The 13,611-nt window shown below is 62.1% G+C and carries 16 protein-coding genes; 9 read left to right on the forward strand and 7 right to left on the reverse strand.

What is annotated here, in order from left to right:
* The first annotated feature begins 26 nt into the window (after positions 1-26).
* Both ACFQ6H_RS05740 and ACFQ6H_RS05745 read left to right on the forward strand, forming a co-directional pair.
* Positions 27-818, forward strand: a complete 792-nt coding sequence (locus tag ACFQ6H_RS05740; RefSeq protein ID WP_378644629.1) for a MerR family transcriptional regulator — start codon at positions 27-29, stop codon at positions 816-818.
* An 83-nt stretch (positions 819-901) separates the two neighbouring features.
* Positions 902-1,366, forward strand: a complete 465-nt coding sequence (locus ACFQ6H_RS05745; protein ID WP_378644631.1) for a hypothetical protein — start codon at positions 902-904, stop codon at positions 1,364-1,366.
* Between the two features lie 2 nt (positions 1,367-1,368).
* On the opposite strand, the gene ACFQ6H_RS05750 is transcribed toward ACFQ6H_RS05745, so the two are convergent.
* The 3 genes from ACFQ6H_RS05750 to ACFQ6H_RS05760 form a co-directional block, all read right to left on the reverse strand.
* The gene (locus ACFQ6H_RS05750) at positions 1,369-2,514 is read right to left on the reverse strand and encodes a HoxN/HupN/NixA family nickel/cobalt transporter (protein WP_378644633.1); all 1,146 of its coding nucleotides are present in this window, start codon (positions 2,512-2,514) and stop codon (positions 1,369-1,371) included.
* Positions 2,515-2,654: 140 nt separating this feature from the next.
* Positions 2,655-2,984, reverse strand: coding sequence for a branched-chain amino acid transporter permease (locus tag ACFQ6H_RS05755; RefSeq protein ID WP_378644635.1), 330 nt, complete (start codon positions 2,982-2,984; stop codon positions 2,655-2,657).
* Entirely contained in the window at positions 2,977-3,714 is a 738-nt protein-coding gene (locus ACFQ6H_RS05760; RefSeq protein ID WP_378543166.1) for an AzlC family ABC transporter permease, read from the reverse strand. Before ACFQ6H_RS05760 ends, ACFQ6H_RS05755 begins: the two co-directional genes overlap by 8 nt.
* Positions 3,715-3,793: 79 nt before the next feature.
* On the opposite strand from ACFQ6H_RS05760, the gene ACFQ6H_RS05765 reads away from it, so the two are divergent.
* Entirely contained in the window at positions 3,794-4,234 is a 441-nt protein-coding gene (locus ACFQ6H_RS05765; RefSeq protein WP_020970517.1) for an Lrp/AsnC family transcriptional regulator, read from the forward strand.
* A 60-nt stretch (positions 4,235-4,294) separates the two neighbouring features.
* The gene (locus ACFQ6H_RS05770; protein WP_378644637.1) at positions 4,295-4,720 is read left to right on the forward strand and encodes a VOC family protein; all 426 of its coding nucleotides are present in this window, start codon (positions 4,295-4,297) and stop codon (positions 4,718-4,720) included.
* Here the strand turns inward: ACFQ6H_RS05770 and ACFQ6H_RS05775 are convergent.
* Complete coding sequence (locus tag ACFQ6H_RS05775; protein WP_378631561.1) at positions 4,717-5,727, reverse strand: AraC family transcriptional regulator; 1,011 nt, start codon at positions 5,725-5,727, stop codon at positions 4,717-4,719. The genes ACFQ6H_RS05770 and ACFQ6H_RS05775 overlap by 4 nt on opposite strands.
* On the reverse strand, positions 5,724-6,914 hold the full coding sequence (locus ACFQ6H_RS05780; RefSeq protein ID WP_378644639.1) for a pyridoxal phosphate-dependent aminotransferase: 1,191 nt from the start codon (positions 6,912-6,914) through the stop codon (positions 5,724-5,726). Before ACFQ6H_RS05780 ends, ACFQ6H_RS05775 begins: the two co-directional genes overlap by 4 nt.
* A 135-nt stretch (positions 6,915-7,049) precedes the next feature.
* Here ACFQ6H_RS05780 and ACFQ6H_RS05785 point away from each other — a divergent pair, with 135 nt between their 5' ends.
* The 5 genes from ACFQ6H_RS05785 (at position 7,050) to ACFQ6H_RS05805 (ending at position 10,872) form a co-directional block, all read left to right on the forward strand.
* Entirely contained in the window at positions 7,050-7,628 is a 579-nt protein-coding gene (locus ACFQ6H_RS05785) for a carboxymuconolactone decarboxylase family protein (protein WP_378644641.1), read from the forward strand.
* A 125-nt stretch (positions 7,629-7,753) separates the two neighbouring features.
* The gene (locus ACFQ6H_RS05790) at positions 7,754-8,149 is read left to right on the forward strand and encodes a molybdopterin-binding protein (protein ID WP_378644643.1); all 396 of its coding nucleotides are present in this window, start codon (positions 7,754-7,756) and stop codon (positions 8,147-8,149) included.
* A gap of 25 nt (positions 8,150-8,174) precedes the next feature.
* On the forward strand, positions 8,175-8,984 hold the full coding sequence (gene modA / locus ACFQ6H_RS05795; protein ID WP_378644645.1) for a molybdate ABC transporter substrate-binding protein: 810 nt from the start codon (positions 8,175-8,177) through the stop codon (positions 8,982-8,984).
* On the forward strand, positions 8,981-9,790 hold the full coding sequence (locus ACFQ6H_RS05800; RefSeq protein ID WP_378644647.1) for an ABC transporter permease: 810 nt from the start codon (positions 8,981-8,983) through the stop codon (positions 9,788-9,790). Before modA ends, ACFQ6H_RS05800 begins: the two co-directional genes overlap by 4 nt.
* Positions 9,787-10,872 carry an ATP-binding cassette domain-containing protein gene (locus ACFQ6H_RS05805; RefSeq protein ID WP_378543176.1) on the forward strand — a complete coding sequence of 362 codons (1,086 nt, stop codon included), beginning with the start codon at positions 9,787-9,789 and terminating at the stop codon, positions 10,870-10,872. Before ACFQ6H_RS05800 ends, ACFQ6H_RS05805 begins: the two co-directional genes overlap by 4 nt.
* On the opposite strand, the gene fadD11 is transcribed toward ACFQ6H_RS05805, so the two are convergent.
* Complete coding sequence (fadD11, locus tag ACFQ6H_RS05810) at positions 10,854-12,650, reverse strand: fatty acid--CoA ligase FadD11 (RefSeq protein WP_378644649.1); 1,797 nt, start codon at positions 12,648-12,650, stop codon at positions 10,854-10,856. The two genes, ACFQ6H_RS05805 and fadD11, sit on opposite strands and share 19 nt — an antisense overlap.
* Positions 12,647-13,609 carry an SDR family oxidoreductase gene (locus tag ACFQ6H_RS05815; RefSeq protein ID WP_378644651.1) on the reverse strand — a complete coding sequence of 321 codons (963 nt, stop codon included), beginning with the start codon at positions 13,607-13,609 and terminating at the stop codon, positions 12,647-12,649. Before ACFQ6H_RS05815 ends, fadD11 begins: the two co-directional genes overlap by 4 nt.
* Positions 13,610-13,611: the final 2 nt, after the last annotated feature.

The raw sequence follows: 13,611 nt of genomic DNA on the forward strand, positions 1-13,611 counted from the left end.
GTAGCGTCATAGTTGATGCTGTTCGTATGCGAATCAGCGACGTGGCCAGGGCGGCAGGGACCACTTCACGGACCGTTCGGCACTATCACCGACTAGGCCTGTTGGCCGAGCCGAGGCGGCTGTCCAACGGATACAGAACTTACGAACTGCCCGATCTGGTCAGGCTGATGCGCATTCGTTGGCTCTCTGCCGCCGGCATTCCACTCGGCTCCATTGCCGCCATGATCGAGCCGAAGCCGATCGATGCAGGAGAACCGGACGACTTCGCCGACGACCTTTCCTCCCTGATTGCAGAGATAGACAGGAAGCAGCGTGTCCTCGCTGACCAGCGGGTGCGCCTCGAGGAAATGCTGTCGGCGCGAGGTGCCGGGCGGGTGGTCTCGCCGCTTCCCGTGGAGCTGGTGTCGGCGTTCGAAGAGTTGATCGCCTCGTCTCCGACGGACTCGGTGCGGCGCCTGTTCGAACGGGAACGCGACATGTGGGAGCTGGTGGCGATCTCGGGGGCAGCGCCGCACGAGTTGTTCTCCACGGCCACGCAGTTGCTGTCCGACGAGGATGGCCGGAAGCGAATTGTCGATCTTTACCGCCGCTTTGCTGCATTGGCTGGGCGCGAGGTAGCCGAGGCTTCGGACGAGATCGCGTACTTGTCGGGTGAACTGGAGGAATCGTTGGCCGGGGTGCTGGGCGACGTGTCCTCAGACGGAGGATCCGCAGGTGTGGGCTTCTCGGTCGGGATCGCAGATCTGGTGCCTGATCCGGCGCAACGGGAAGTGGTCGCGCGCGTCGCAACACGTCTCATGTCTAGCGGTACGGCGTGATCCGATCACTGTGGTTGCTCTCGACGGGCAGGGTAGACGGAAGTTCTGGTGATACAGCGACTTTCGGCTACTCGAGGGGGACCATGTCGATACCGGTGGCTTTTGTCGCGGCGAGTGTGATCGAGGCCGTGGCGATTCACTTCCTTGTTCCGTGGCAGTGGCTACGCGTCGTGCTGCTCATTGCAACGGTGTTGTCGCTGATTGCGATTGGCGGTTGGCTCGCCGGACGGGTCGTGCACCCGCATCTCGTGTCGGCTCGAACGGTGGTGTTTCGATCCGGCACGGGCATTCGTGTCGAGGTGGACCGATCACGGATTTCGCGGGCGAGCATGGTCCGACGATTCGGTGATACCGCCAATGCGGTGGTCGACGAGCGTCTCGTTCTGCCGGGGCCCGACGGGACTGTCGTGGACGTCGAATTCGATCGACCGCTGCCGGTCTCGCTACCGAAAGGGCTGTCGAAGGGATCTAGCTCCACCATGATCGGTGGGCTGCGGTTGCATGTCGACCAACCTCGAGAATTCTGTGCTGCCTTGTCGCCGAACTGAACTCACATCGCGTCTTCTGCCGTCGCTCGTCGTGCGACTGCCGCACCGGACTGCGCCTGCCACCGTTCTTCGATGCGGCCGTACCGCCACACGAGGAGGGCGATCATCCAGGTGACGACGAAGAGTCCGACGATGATGAAGCCCATCGCGCCGAGATCCAAGTTCCCGATGGCGCCGAGAATCCCGTCGTGAATGTCGAGTTTGTCGGTGAAGATCGAGATGATTTCCTGGGTCCCGATCAGCAGTGCCACTGCCACCGAGAGTCCGGTAATCACCATGTTGTAGTAGATCTTTCGTACCGGCTGGGCAAATGCCCAACCGTAAGCGAAGTTCATGAACGATCCGTCGATCGAGTCGAACAGAGACATCCCGGCGCAGAAGAGTATCGGTAGAACGAGGATCGAATACCACGGGAGCCCTGTCGCTGCCGCGCCGCCGGCGATCACCAACAGTCCCACTTCAGTGACGGTGTCGAACCCCAGGCCGAACAGGAGACCGACCGGGTACATGTGCCAGGGCTTTCGGACCATCTTCATCACCGGTCCCAGGATCTTGTTCAGGGCGCCGCGATTGTCGAGTTCCTTTTCGAGTTGTTCCTCGTCGAAGGTTCCGGCCTTGTACTTCGTGTACACCCGATGAATCCCGATGAGAGACAGAAGGTTCAGCATTCCGATCAAAATCAGGAACGTGCCGGAAATGGTGGTGCCGAACAAGCCGGTCCATTTCTCCAGATCGGAGTTGTCGTCGGAAAGGCTGGTGGCCAGTTGCCGCACACCCAACGCCAGAAGTGCGACGAGAACAAAGACGATGGTGGAGTGTCCGAGTGAAAACCAGAAACCGACGGACATCGGTTTCTTGCCGTCCGCCACCAACTTCCGAGTGGTGTTGTCGATGGCGGCGATGTGATCGGCGTCGAAAGCATGGCGCATGCCGAGCGTGTACGCCGTGACGCCGAGTCCGATGCCGAAGACACTGCCTTCGATCGTGTAGTGGCCGGGCACGACCAGACCGAGCAGAACTGCCCACCCGACGACGTTGAGTGCAACGACGGTGACGGTCATTCCGATGATGCTTCGACGCTGGCCTCGATCCAGACTGTGCCAGGCTCCGGCGATTCGGGTGCCCGTCGTGGTCATTGTCGTGGACATCGAACCTCACCGATCTTTCAGTCGCGGCCGGCGGCCACACTACTGAAATCGTATAAGTGTTCAACTGTTCAGATAAGCGCCTGGAGGTTACAAATCACCCATCCAGGAGTAAAGATTCTTTGCTCCCGGATGGGAAATCTTCAGGCAAACACGGTATTGACCAGGGCGACGTAGATCGTCGTTCCGACGACGATGCTCAAGACGGCGTTCTTTCGCCAGAGATGCGCGGCGATCGTGGCGCACACTGCGATCAGTTCGGGGAGACCGTGCGACGGTGCGGTGATCGACACGCCTTTGAGCGAATACATCACGAGGATCAGCATGACGCCGGCCGGCATGTAGACGCCCAGGTAGCCGACCAGAGCGGAGGAGCGCAGCGGCATGAGCGCGGCAAACGGTATCGCGCGCAGCGCGAAGGTGACCACGGCCATGACGGCGACCGCCGCAAAGATGTACGAGGTGTCAGGCATCGATCTTCGCCTTTCGTGAGTCGTAGACAAAGCGGCCGATCAGGAAGAGTACGAAGGCACCCATCGCAATTGGCAGCATGTGTTCCGGTGCCGCGAGCCGCGCGACCAGAGCGCAGGTGACCGCTGCGACCGGCACCGCGAATCCGTTTTGCGCGCGAATCGCTTCGATCGAGAGGACAACGAACAATGCCGTCAGGGCGAAGTCGAGACCGACGATCGAGTCCGGAATCCATTGTCCTGCCGTTGCGCCCAGGATCGCGCCACCGATCCAATAGGCGTGCAGGTACAGCTGGGAGTAGACGATGGTGCGGCCGGTGAGTGCCTTGGGATCGGCAGTCACCGACATCGCGTACGCCTCGTCGGTCAGCGCGAACATGCTGTAGAAGCGAGCGAAGGGATTTCGAATCTTTTCCAGCGGAAAGCTCAAGGCGTAGAACACATGTCGGAAGTTGACCAACAGTGCGGTCAGTGCGACGTACGGCAGTGGCGTCATGGCCGCGACCATTCCGACGGCGAGGAACTCCAGCGATCCTGCGTAGATCAGCGACGTGAAAACAACTGCCCACCAAGGATTGAGCCCCTGTTGGACCACGAGAACTCCGAGAGCTATCCCGAGTGGGAGCAGGCCGAACCCGACCGGCAGCGACAGCTGGAAGGCGTGCCGCCACGCCGGAGTTCGAGGCGGGGATTCGACGGCAGGTGCGGCCGTCGACGATGCTGGTTCGATCACGACGCAAATCTATAACAAAGATCGAGGTGATCGATTGCTCAGAATGCCCACATAGTGAACGGTGCGCAATAATAGTGCGATGGATGCCATGGATGACGCAATTTTGTTTCACCTTCGCCAAGACTCGAGTTTGACCAACACCGAGTTGGCGGATCTGGTGGGGTTGACGCCCTCTCCTTGCCTGCGTCGGGTGAAGAAGCTCGAAGCCGACGGAATCATCACCGGGTACCGCGCGATCGTCAGTCAGGAAGCGCTCGGTCGAGGATTTCAGGTGATCGTCACCGCGGAGATCGGAGTCAACGACCAGGCGACCATCGAGGACTTCGAATCTCAGGTCGCGGCGTTCGACGAAGTGATCGAATGTCGGCGACTGTTCGGAATACCCGACTACTTCATCCGTGTCGCCGTGAAAGATCTGGCGACGTACGAGAACTTCATGGTCACCAAGCTCAGCGGGCTTCCGGCCGTCTCGCGGGTGACATCGCTGATCACCATGAAGACCATCAAGAGCGTCGACTGACGCCCAGCCCCCGGTCCGAATCTGCTCTTTCGTGTCGGTGGTCGGCGTTAACGTCGGAACATGGGATACGAATTTCAAGTCACAGTAGATTCGGCGCACCCGCACGAACAGGCGAAGTGGTGGGCCGCGGCACTCGGGTGGGCAGCGGAGCCTAGCGACGAAGACTTCATCAGAGGCCTCGTCGCCGCTGGTCACGCCAAGGAATCCGACACCACGACCTTCGAAGGAGTTCTCGTCTGGCGTGAAGGTGCGGCCATCAGCGATCCGGAGCATCCCGAACGTCCCCGCGTTCTGTTCCAACTGGTACCGGAATCGAAAACGGTGAAGAACCGTCTCCACTTCGACATACGAGTGGGCGACAAGCGCGAGGATGTTGCAGCGCAACTCGAGAAGGTGGGAGCGACGATCCTGCACCGAGGAACACAGGGGCCGAGCGTGTGGATCACGATGACCGATCCCGAAGGTAACGAGTTCTGCGTCAGCTAGCGGTAGGAACTCGGCGTATCGCCGGTCCATCGTTTGAAGGCACGACGGAAGGCGCTGGGCTCGGAGAATCCCAATCGCGCCGAGAGTACTTCGACGGATTCTCCGCGTCGCAAACCGGCGATGGCTACGTCGCGGAGTACTTCTTCGCGCAGTTGATTGAGTGAGGTGCCGTCACGCCGCAGCAGTCGACGCAGATGGGGAACGCTGATCGAGAGCATTTCGGCGATCTCCTCGGCCGTGGAGGTTCGTCCCTTCACTCCGAGTTCGAGGACCCGTCGCACCTGTGCCGACGCGGTGCTGTCGTAGTCGCGTTCGGACATGAGCTGAATCGGCGATTCTCGGAGGTATTCCTCCAGTGTTTCTTCGGTCTGGATGATCGGTGCACGCATGGCCGAGTTGTCGAACTCCAGTGCCGCTCGCTGCGCGCCGAAGGTGACGGGCGCTCCGAAGATGTAGTCGTAGTCCTGGGCCAACCGCGCATCCGGCGCAGAGTACGGAAATTCGACGGCCCGTAGTCGGACGCGCTTTCCGATCAGCCACGCGGAGAAGCGGTGCAGCAAGATCAGGACAAAATCGGTCGTGACACGTTCTGCGACATCACGTTCGGCGACACCTTCGCGTGCTCGGACGGCGAAACTCACCCGAGTGCTTTCTTCGCCCTTCTCGATCGACAGTGGGGCCAGGGCCGGTAGTGCACGGATCACGTCGGACATTCGGACGAAGGCGGATCCGAGGTCAGGGCAATGGATCAACGTCAGGCAGATCAAACGGAAAGTGCCACGGGGCACCGGGGCGGATCCGAGGCCGAACAATTCGTCGTCGGTGATCTGCCAGGTGGATTGGATGAACGTGGTGACCTGAGTCGGGGTCAGCCGGGCGCGAGGGTCGGACAATGTCTCCAGATCGATCCCAGCAGCTCGCAGTGCACCAGACAAATCGACGTCGTTGTCCGGCGAGAACGCGAGGTAGCGGTGGACGAATGCGGTCGGGATGGTCCGCGCTGTCATGGGTGCGCTGCTCCTTGGAGCAGGTGGAGACGGCGTGCAGCTTCGGAAAGAATGTGGTCCTGCTTGCAGAAGGCGAAGCGCACCAGGTGCTTCCAATCGTCGCGGTTGTCCGCGAACACGTCGACCGGTACGGCCGCGACGCCGATACGCTCGGGCAGCGCGCGGCAGAACTCTCCCGCGTCGGTCTCACCCAACGGTCTGATGTCGGCAAGGAGGAAGTACGTGCCGCCGCCGGAATGCACCGTGAAACCGGCTTCGGTCAGGGCTTTGCCGAGCACGTCCCGTTTGCCTTGCAAGCTCTGTCGAAGTTCGACCACCCACGGCTGTTCGTTGGTCAGCGCATACGCAACGGCAGGTTGGAATGGTGCGCCGGCGACAAATGACATGAACTGCTTGGCAGCGCGAACGCCGTCGATGAGTTCGCGAGGGCCGATCGCCCATCCTGTTTTCCAGCCTGTGACGTTGAAAGTCTTTGCGGCACTGGACACCGTGACGGTGCGCTCACGCATACCCGGAAGAGACGCCATCGGCGTGTGGGTGAGACCGTCGAACACCAAGTGCTCGTAGACCTCGTCACTCAACACGATCAGGTCGCGTTCGCACGCGAGTTCGGCGATTGCTCGAAGTTCGTGATCGGTGAACACGGTGCCGGTGGGATTGTGAGGACTGTTGACGATCAGCATCTTCGTCTTGGCGGTGATCGCACTGCGCAATGCATCGAGATCGACCGCGAATCCGTCTCCCGCGGCGACCAGAGGAACAGTGCGACGCACCGCGCCGGCCAATGCGACGGATGCTGCGTAGGAGTCGTAATACGGCTCGATCAGCACTACTTCTTCGCCGGGTTCGACCAGCCCGAGGATCGCAGCACTGATCGCCTCGGTGGCACCGACGGTGACCAGAACTTCGGAGTCGGGATCACTGTCGAGCCCGTAGCGGATGCGCCGATCCTCCGCGATTGCTTGACGCAGGACGGGCATGCCCGGCCCGGGTGGGTATTGGTTGACGCCCTCGGCGATGGCTCGACGCGCTACTTCGAGCATGGCCGCAGGACCGTCGGTATCCGGAAAGCCCTGACCGAGGTTGACCGCGTCGTGAAGTGTGGCCAACGCTGTCATTTCGGCGAAAATCGTGGATGCGAACGGCTGCAGACGCGAGACGGTGCGGTTGCGGGGCGTCGAAGGCATCTTTGCAGCTTAGTCGGCTGACACCGCATCCTCACATCTGCTCGGGCGCGGTGCTTGTCACGTTTGAATCGCCGCCGTCGTCCAACTCTGTAGAGAGCATCGAATCCGGTGCTGTAGAAGATACGGAGGCTTGCCATGACTCGCATTCCCGCAGTGACACCGTCAGAAGCCAGTCCGTTGATCAAGGTGGCCTACAAATTTGCCGCCAGGCAGTACGACGAAGTTCCCGAGCCTTTTGCCGTCCTGGCCAATCATCGGAAATTGTTCGTCGCCGCTGCCCGTCACGAGATGGCCGTGCAGAAGGCGTCGAAGGTGCTGCCGTCGAACATTCGTGAATTGGCCGTCTATCGCGTCGCCTGGACGGTCGGCTGCTCGTGGTGCGTCGATTTCGGGACGATGCTGTCTCGTTTGGACGGTTTGGACGTCGACAAGCTGAAAGAGATCGCGAATTACCGGGATTCACCGAAGTACAGCGAGGACGAGCGCGCCGCGATCGCCTACGCCGATGCCATGACCGGTGACCCGCACGGGGAGAACGGGGTGACGGACGAGCAGGTCGCAGACCTCGAGCGCAGGTTCGGGCGCGCGGGCGTCGTGGAACTGACCTATCAGATCGGGCTCGAAAACATGCGCGCCCGGATGTACTCGGCGTTGGGGATCACCGAGCAAGGGTTCAGCACCGACTCCTGCCGCGTGCCCTGGGCGGAAGAATGATGCGGTAGCTCGTCTACGGCAACTATCGACAATGCTCCGCAGATACGTGATCATGATTGACTAGTTCACGCATCTGCGGAGCATTTCGGCTTGTTAGGTCCGCACTTGCGACCTACGATCACCTCGTGCCCAACATTCGAATCCGCGAAGCCGCCGGTCTGCTCGGTGTCAGTGACGACACCGTTCGGCGGTGGGTCGACGGTGGGCTTCTCGAAGCGACGACGGACGACTCCGGCCGCAAGGTCATCGACGGCGCCGAGTTGGCAGGCTTCGCCCGGTCCAACGCCGGACCCGCACCGGCCGATCCGCTCACGGGTGCGAGTTCGGCCCGCAACCGGTTCGCCGGCCTCGTCACCAAGGTCGTCACCGACAAGGTGATGGCTCAGGTCGAAATGCAGTGTGGGCCCTTCACTGTCGTCTCGTTGATGAGTACCGACGCGGTTCGGGAGCTCGGACTCGAGGTCGGGAGTATCGGAGTCGCAATCGTGAAGGCCACCACGGTCATCGTGGAAACGCCGTAGTTTTTGAACATACTGGAGGAAATTCGTGAAGCGTGTAGTCGGACTTGTTGCAGCAGGTGCCTTTTCGCTTGCCCTGGTGACCGGTTGTAGTTCCTCCGACAATTCGTCGTCGGAGACGTCGTCGGCCGCTCCGACCACAACCACTTCGAGCGAGAGTGCCACGGGAAGTATCACCGTCTTCGCGGCGGCGTCCCTCAAGAACACCTTCACCGAACTCGGCAAGGAGTTCGAGTCCGAGAACCCCGGTTCCGAAGTCACTTTCAGCTTTGCGGGATCTTCGGACCTCGTCGCCCAGATCACCCAAGGTGCACCCGCTGATGTGTTCGCTTCGGCTGACGCCGCCAACATGACCAAGGCCACCGATGCCGGTGTCGTCGCAGGATCAGCCTCGGACTTCGCGAGCAATACCTTGACGATTGTTGTGCCTCCTGGCAATCCGAAGGGCATCGCGTCGTTCGCCGACCTGGCGAAGGAGGGGACACAATTGGTGATCTGCGCTCCACAGGTTCCGTGTGGCGCGGCCACGAAGAAGGTCGAGACGGCTACCGGTGAGACCCTCTCGCCTGTCAGTGAGGAATCGTCGGTGACCGACGTTCTCAACAAGGTGACATCCGGCCAGGCCGATGCCGGCGTCGTCTACGTCACCGACGCGAAGTCCGCCGGTGACAAGGTGCAGACCGTCGCGTTCCCGGAAGCAACCACGGTGGTCAACCTGTACCAGATTGCGGTGCTGAAGGATTCGAAGAATTCGGAAACGGCAACCAAGTTCGTCGACCTCGTGAAGGGGCCGAAGGGCCTGGCAGTTCTGAGTGACGCGGGATTCGCTGCTCCGTGACACGCCTACGACCGGCAACCCGCGCTCCGCTCGGGTTGCCGGTGTGGATTTACCTTCCCGCGCTGATCGGCGGGGCGTTTGTCATAGCTCCCTTGGTCGCGATGCTGGCCACCGTGCAGTGGTCGCAGTTCTGGCAACTCGTGACTTCCGAATCATCGGTTGCTGCACTGAAACTGAGTTTGAAGACGGCGGCGATGAGCACGGTGCTGTGCATCCTGTTCGGGGTACCGATGGCCGCGGTGTTGGCGCGCAGTCACTTTCGGGGACTGTCCGTTCTCCGGTCCTTGATTCTGCTCCCGCTGGTTCTGCCGCCGGTCGTGGGCGGTATCGCGTTGCTGTACACGTTCGGACGCAAAGGCTTGATCGGTGAGCAGTTGGAAGTGCTCGGTATCCAGATAGCCTTCTCGACAACTGCGGTCGTCCTGGCGCAGACGTTTGTTGCCCTGCCGTTCCTTGTCGTCAGTCTCGAAGGTGCGCTACGCACTGCAGGCACGCGATACGAGGCAGTGGCCTCGACCCTCGGTGCTCGCCCTACCACCGTGCTTCGCCGGGTGACGCTGCCGTTGGTTCTTCCCGGTCTGGTGTCAGGGGCAGTTCTGGCTTTCGCTCGTGCGCTGGGAGAATTCGGTGCGACGCTGACGTTTGCGGGAAGTCTGCAAGGGGTGACGCGTACCCTGCCGCTGGAAATCTATCTCCAGCGTGAGACCGATCCGGATGCAGCGGTGGCGCTTTCACTGGTGCTGGTAGTCGTCGCGGTCGTCATTGTGGTTGCGGTGCGTGGACGCGGATCGGCGGGTTCGTTGTGAGTGGCCTCCACGTCGACATCGAGATTCCTGAGCGCGACGTCGTCGCGGCGTTCGACGTCGCGGCCGGTGAGGTGACCGCCATCCTCGGACCCAACGGCGCAGGCAAGTCGACCGTTCTGGCGGCAGTTGCCGGACTGCATCATCCGCGGCGCGGGTTGATCGAACTCAATTCCCGCGTTCTCACCGATACCAGCAGGGGAGTCGCATTGGCGCCGCATCGGCGCGGCACCGCCCTACTCGCGCAAGAGGCACTGCTCTTTCCACATCTCAGCGCGGCGGCGAACGTGGCGTTCGCGCCGCGCAGCGCAGGACGGTCGCGTCGCGATTCCGCCGAGACTGCTCGCCATTGGCTCGACGCAGTCGACGCCGGCGAATTGGCTGACCGCAAGCCTTCACAGCTCTCCGGCGGCCAAGCACAACGCGTCGCAGTGGCGAGGGCATTGGCTGCTGAACCCGAACTGCTGCTGCTCGACGAACCGATGTCCGCGCTCGACGTCGCGTCGGCCCCGGCGCTGCGGTCGTTGCTGCGCAGAGTGCTCCGGACCGGGGATCGCACAGCCGTACTCGTGACGCACGACGCTCTGGATGCGCTGGCCCTTGCCGACACCGTTGTCGTTGTGGACGGTGGCCGGGTTGTCGAACGTGGTGACGTGCGAACAGTTCTGACTCGCCCGCGAAGTGCGTTCGCCGCACGCATCGCCGGGATCAACTTGCGCAGTGGCACGATGGCAGGCGACGGTGTTCTCAGGAGCCCGACCGGAGTGGACATCGCAGGTCAGACCGAGTCCGAATTACTCGCCGGCAGTGCCGCTGTGGCGGTCTTCGAACCGCGAGCGGTATCGGTCTACCTTGAACCGCCGCACGGCAGCCCACGAAACGCGTTTGCAGTCACGGTCGCCGAGATCGAAAACCGAGGCGATGTCGTCAGAGTCCGAGCCGAGGACGACGCCGGCCAGCCTGGTTTGTCTGCCGACATCACGGCCAGTGCAGCGGCCGAACTCGATCTGGTTCCGGGAACGGCCGCTACGTTTGTGGTCAAGGCCACCGAAACACTGATCTACGCTCAGGGCGCCGGCTCGTAGACGTCCTCTGCGATCGAATCCGCATAGAGAGCAACGATTTCGGAAACATACTTCTCGGCTATCGGCTTGCGCCTGAGTTTCATCGTCGGTGTCAGCTCCTCGCCGCCAGGCTCCCAGAACGTGGTGAGCACGTGAAACCGCTTGATCTGCTCGGCCCTCGAAAGTCGCGAGTTTCCCTCGGCGACAGCAGCTGCAACGATGTCGACGATCCGAGCGTCCTTGGCGAGCACCGCGGCGTCGACCGCAAGTCCCAGTGACCGTGCCGCTCCGACCGCGGCGTCGGCGCTCAGAGTGATCAATGCTGTGTTGAACTTCCGGCGGTCACCGATCGTCACTACTTCACCGATCAACGACGACGACGTCTTCACCGCCGTCTCGATGGCTGCGGGTGACATGTTCTTTCCCGACGCATTGATGATCAACTCCTTCTTGCGATCGATCACCGTGAGGTACCCGTCCGCGTCGGCGGTGACGATGTCTCCGGTCGAGAGCCAACCGTCGGCGCTGATCGCCTCTGCCGTCTTCGCGGGTTCGCCGCGATACCCCTTCATGACCAGCGGTCCTCGAACCAGTAGCTCGCCATCGGCCTCGATGCGCATTTCCATGCCCGGGAGCAACTTTCCGACCGTTCCGAGCTTGGTCGGCTCGGCCGGCGCTGTACTCGCAATGCATGTCAGTTCCGACATTCCCCAGATCTCCGAGATCGGAACTCCGAGGGCCGCAAAGAATGCCAAGGTGTCCGGCGGAATGGGCGCTGCGCCGGAGATGGCCCACTTCAATTCGGCAAAGCCCAGTTTCGCACGCAGGGCGGAGAGGACCATCGCATCGGCTCGGGCGTAGTCCGCTTCCAGTTCGGCGGGGACTGTTTCACCGGCTCGCAAGTGTGCGAGCCGAGTGCGACCGACGTCGAGTGCCCACTGCAATGCCGCTCGCCGCGCGTCGTCCGGTTCGTTGGCGACGGCCGATTCGACGGCAACCTTCAGCTTTTCCCACACACGGGGGACGCTGCCCCAGATCGTGGGGCGACAGTCCGGAAGCGCAGCCGCTACCTGGCTCGGATCCGGCACGACAGTGATCTGGGTGCCGAACACCATTTGCATGTACAGGCAGGTGAGCCGATCGGCGATGTGCGCCGACGGCATGTACGAGGTGATGCGGTCACCGAACTCGACGGGGAGTACAGCACTGACGGCGGTGGTTTCGAACAACAGACAGGCATGAGTCGTCTCGACGCCCTTGGGGTTGCCGGTCGTGCCGGAGGTGTAGATCAACGTGGCGACGTCGTTCGGTTTCACCGCACGCCAGGTGCTCTCGAAATCGAAATCGGCGGCAGCAGAGGACTTCATCTGCTCCAGCGTCAGGGTGCCGGACTGCTGGGCAGACGGTTGCGCGTCGACGACCACGATCGTGTCGAGTGTGGCACCGGATCGGCGAACGGTATCCACGTACTGGGCCTCGCAGACGAGCACTCGCGCACCGGAATTGGCGAGGATGTAGTGGATGGCTTCGGGTGCCGACGTGTTGTAGATGGAGAAGGATGTCGCGCCGAGGTGTTGGGCGCCGACGTCGATCGGGTAGAACTCGATGCGGTTACTCATCATCAAGGCAACCGTATCGCCATGTCCCACGCCGATTCCGGCCAATCCCGCGGCAACATCGCGAACCTGTTCGCCGTACGCGCGCCACGTCAGTGTTCGCGCATCGCCGATGTCTCGCAAAGCCACCGCGTCGGGCGCTACCGCCGACACTCGCTGGAAGGCTGCACACAACGTAGTCATGATGTTCTCCTGGATGCCTTTGTCAGGGCTGATGCATTCGTCGGGGCTGCTGCTGTGGTTCTGGCTTCGAGTTCGCGGATCAGGTCGTGTGCCTGTTTGTCCCTGGCCAGGTAGCCGTCGGCAAGGACGTTGACGAAACCGCGTCCCCACGCCCAGGGCTCCCAGGCCGCGGGGGCAAGGGTCCGGCCGGCGCGGCGCGCGATCGCGTCGGCGATGACCGTCGCGGCACGGTCAGGGGAGATTCGATGGCGGAGGGGTCCGGGCAGTCGAGCGTCGAGCTTGCGCCCGATCTCGTCGTCGTCGAGAGTTGCGCGCGCAAGTTGTGTGTCCACCATCCCGAAGTACGCGACACCGGCCGTGGCGCCGTAGCCGGCAACCTCCAAACGCAGAGCCCGCCCGAGCGCTTCGACGCCGGCCTTGCTGATCATGTACGACGCTCCGCCCAAACCGGGGGCGAACGACGCGGCCGAGGACACGACGACGATGTGCCCACTGTTGCGGATCACCTCGTCGATGGTCGGATGCACGGTGTTGAAGACACCGGTGAGATTGACGTCGACTACTCGATCGAAGGTTTCGGGATCGACTTGGCGCAATGTTGCCGGGGGAGGGGTGATTCCGGCGTTGGCCACCACGACGTCGATTCTGCCCAGCTGATCGACAATCGTGCGAGCGGCTGCTTTCATACCGTCCCGATCGCGGACGTCGGCCGTCACCGTCACGACTCGCCGTGACTCGAATGCGCGCTCGGCTGCTGCCAGCGAACTCTGGTTGACATCGACCAGCGCCACCGTCGCCCCACGTCGGTGGAGAGTGCGCGCCAACGCCGCTCCGATACCGTCGCCTCCGCCGGTGATCAGTACGACCTTACCGGCGACGTCGTAGTCGATCCGGCGTCCGGGCAGTGGAATCCCCAGGTCGCGGACTGTTCCGGCAAGCGCCGACAAGCGTCCTGTCATGG

Origin of the sequence: Rhodococcus sp. NPDC056506, from assembly GCF_042794945.1 — a bacterium.
Taxonomy (GTDB): Bacteria; Actinomycetota; Actinomycetes; order Mycobacteriales; family Mycobacteriaceae; genus Rhodococcus_F.

What these genes read in the sequence shown, in the direction of transcription:
- ACFQ6H_RS05765 (WP_020970517.1), top strand. Translation starts at nt 3,794, where the DNA reads ATGGATGCCATGGATGACGCAATTTTGTTTCACCTTCGCCAAGACTCG.
- ACFQ6H_RS05770 (WP_378644637.1), top strand. Translation starts at nt 4,295, where the DNA reads ATGGGATACGAATTTCAAGTCACAGTAGATTCGGCGCACCCGCACGAA.
- ACFQ6H_RS05815 (WP_378644651.1), bottom strand. Translation starts at nt 13,609, where the DNA reads ATGACAGGACGCTTGTCGGCGCTTGCCGGAACAGTCCGCGACCTGGGG.
- ACFQ6H_RS05775 (WP_378631561.1), bottom strand. Translation starts at nt 5,727, where the DNA reads ATGACAGCGCGGACCATCCCGACCGCATTCGTCCACCGCTACCTCGCG.
- ACFQ6H_RS05780 (WP_378644639.1), bottom strand. Translation starts at nt 6,914, where the DNA reads ATGCCTTCGACGCCCCGCAACCGCACCGTCTCGCGTCTGCAGCCGTTC.
- ACFQ6H_RS05745 (WP_378644631.1), top strand. Translation starts at nt 902, where the DNA reads ATGTCGATACCGGTGGCTTTTGTCGCGGCGAGTGTGATCGAGGCCGTG.
- ACFQ6H_RS05755 (WP_378644635.1), bottom strand. Translation starts at nt 2,984, where the DNA reads ATGCCTGACACCTCGTACATCTTTGCGGCGGTCGCCGTCATGGCCGTG.
- ACFQ6H_RS05750 (WP_378644633.1), bottom strand. Translation starts at nt 2,514, where the DNA reads ATGTCCACGACAATGACCACGACGGGCACCCGAATCGCCGGAGCCTGG.
- ACFQ6H_RS05740 (WP_378644629.1), top strand. Translation starts at nt 27, where the DNA reads ATGCGAATCAGCGACGTGGCCAGGGCGGCAGGGACCACTTCACGGACC.
- ACFQ6H_RS05785 (WP_378644641.1), top strand. Translation starts at nt 7,050, where the DNA reads ATGACTCGCATTCCCGCAGTGACACCGTCAGAAGCCAGTCCGTTGATC.
- fadD11 (WP_378644649.1), bottom strand. Translation starts at nt 12,650, where the DNA reads ATGACTACGTTGTGTGCAGCCTTCCAGCGAGTGTCGGCGGTAGCGCCC.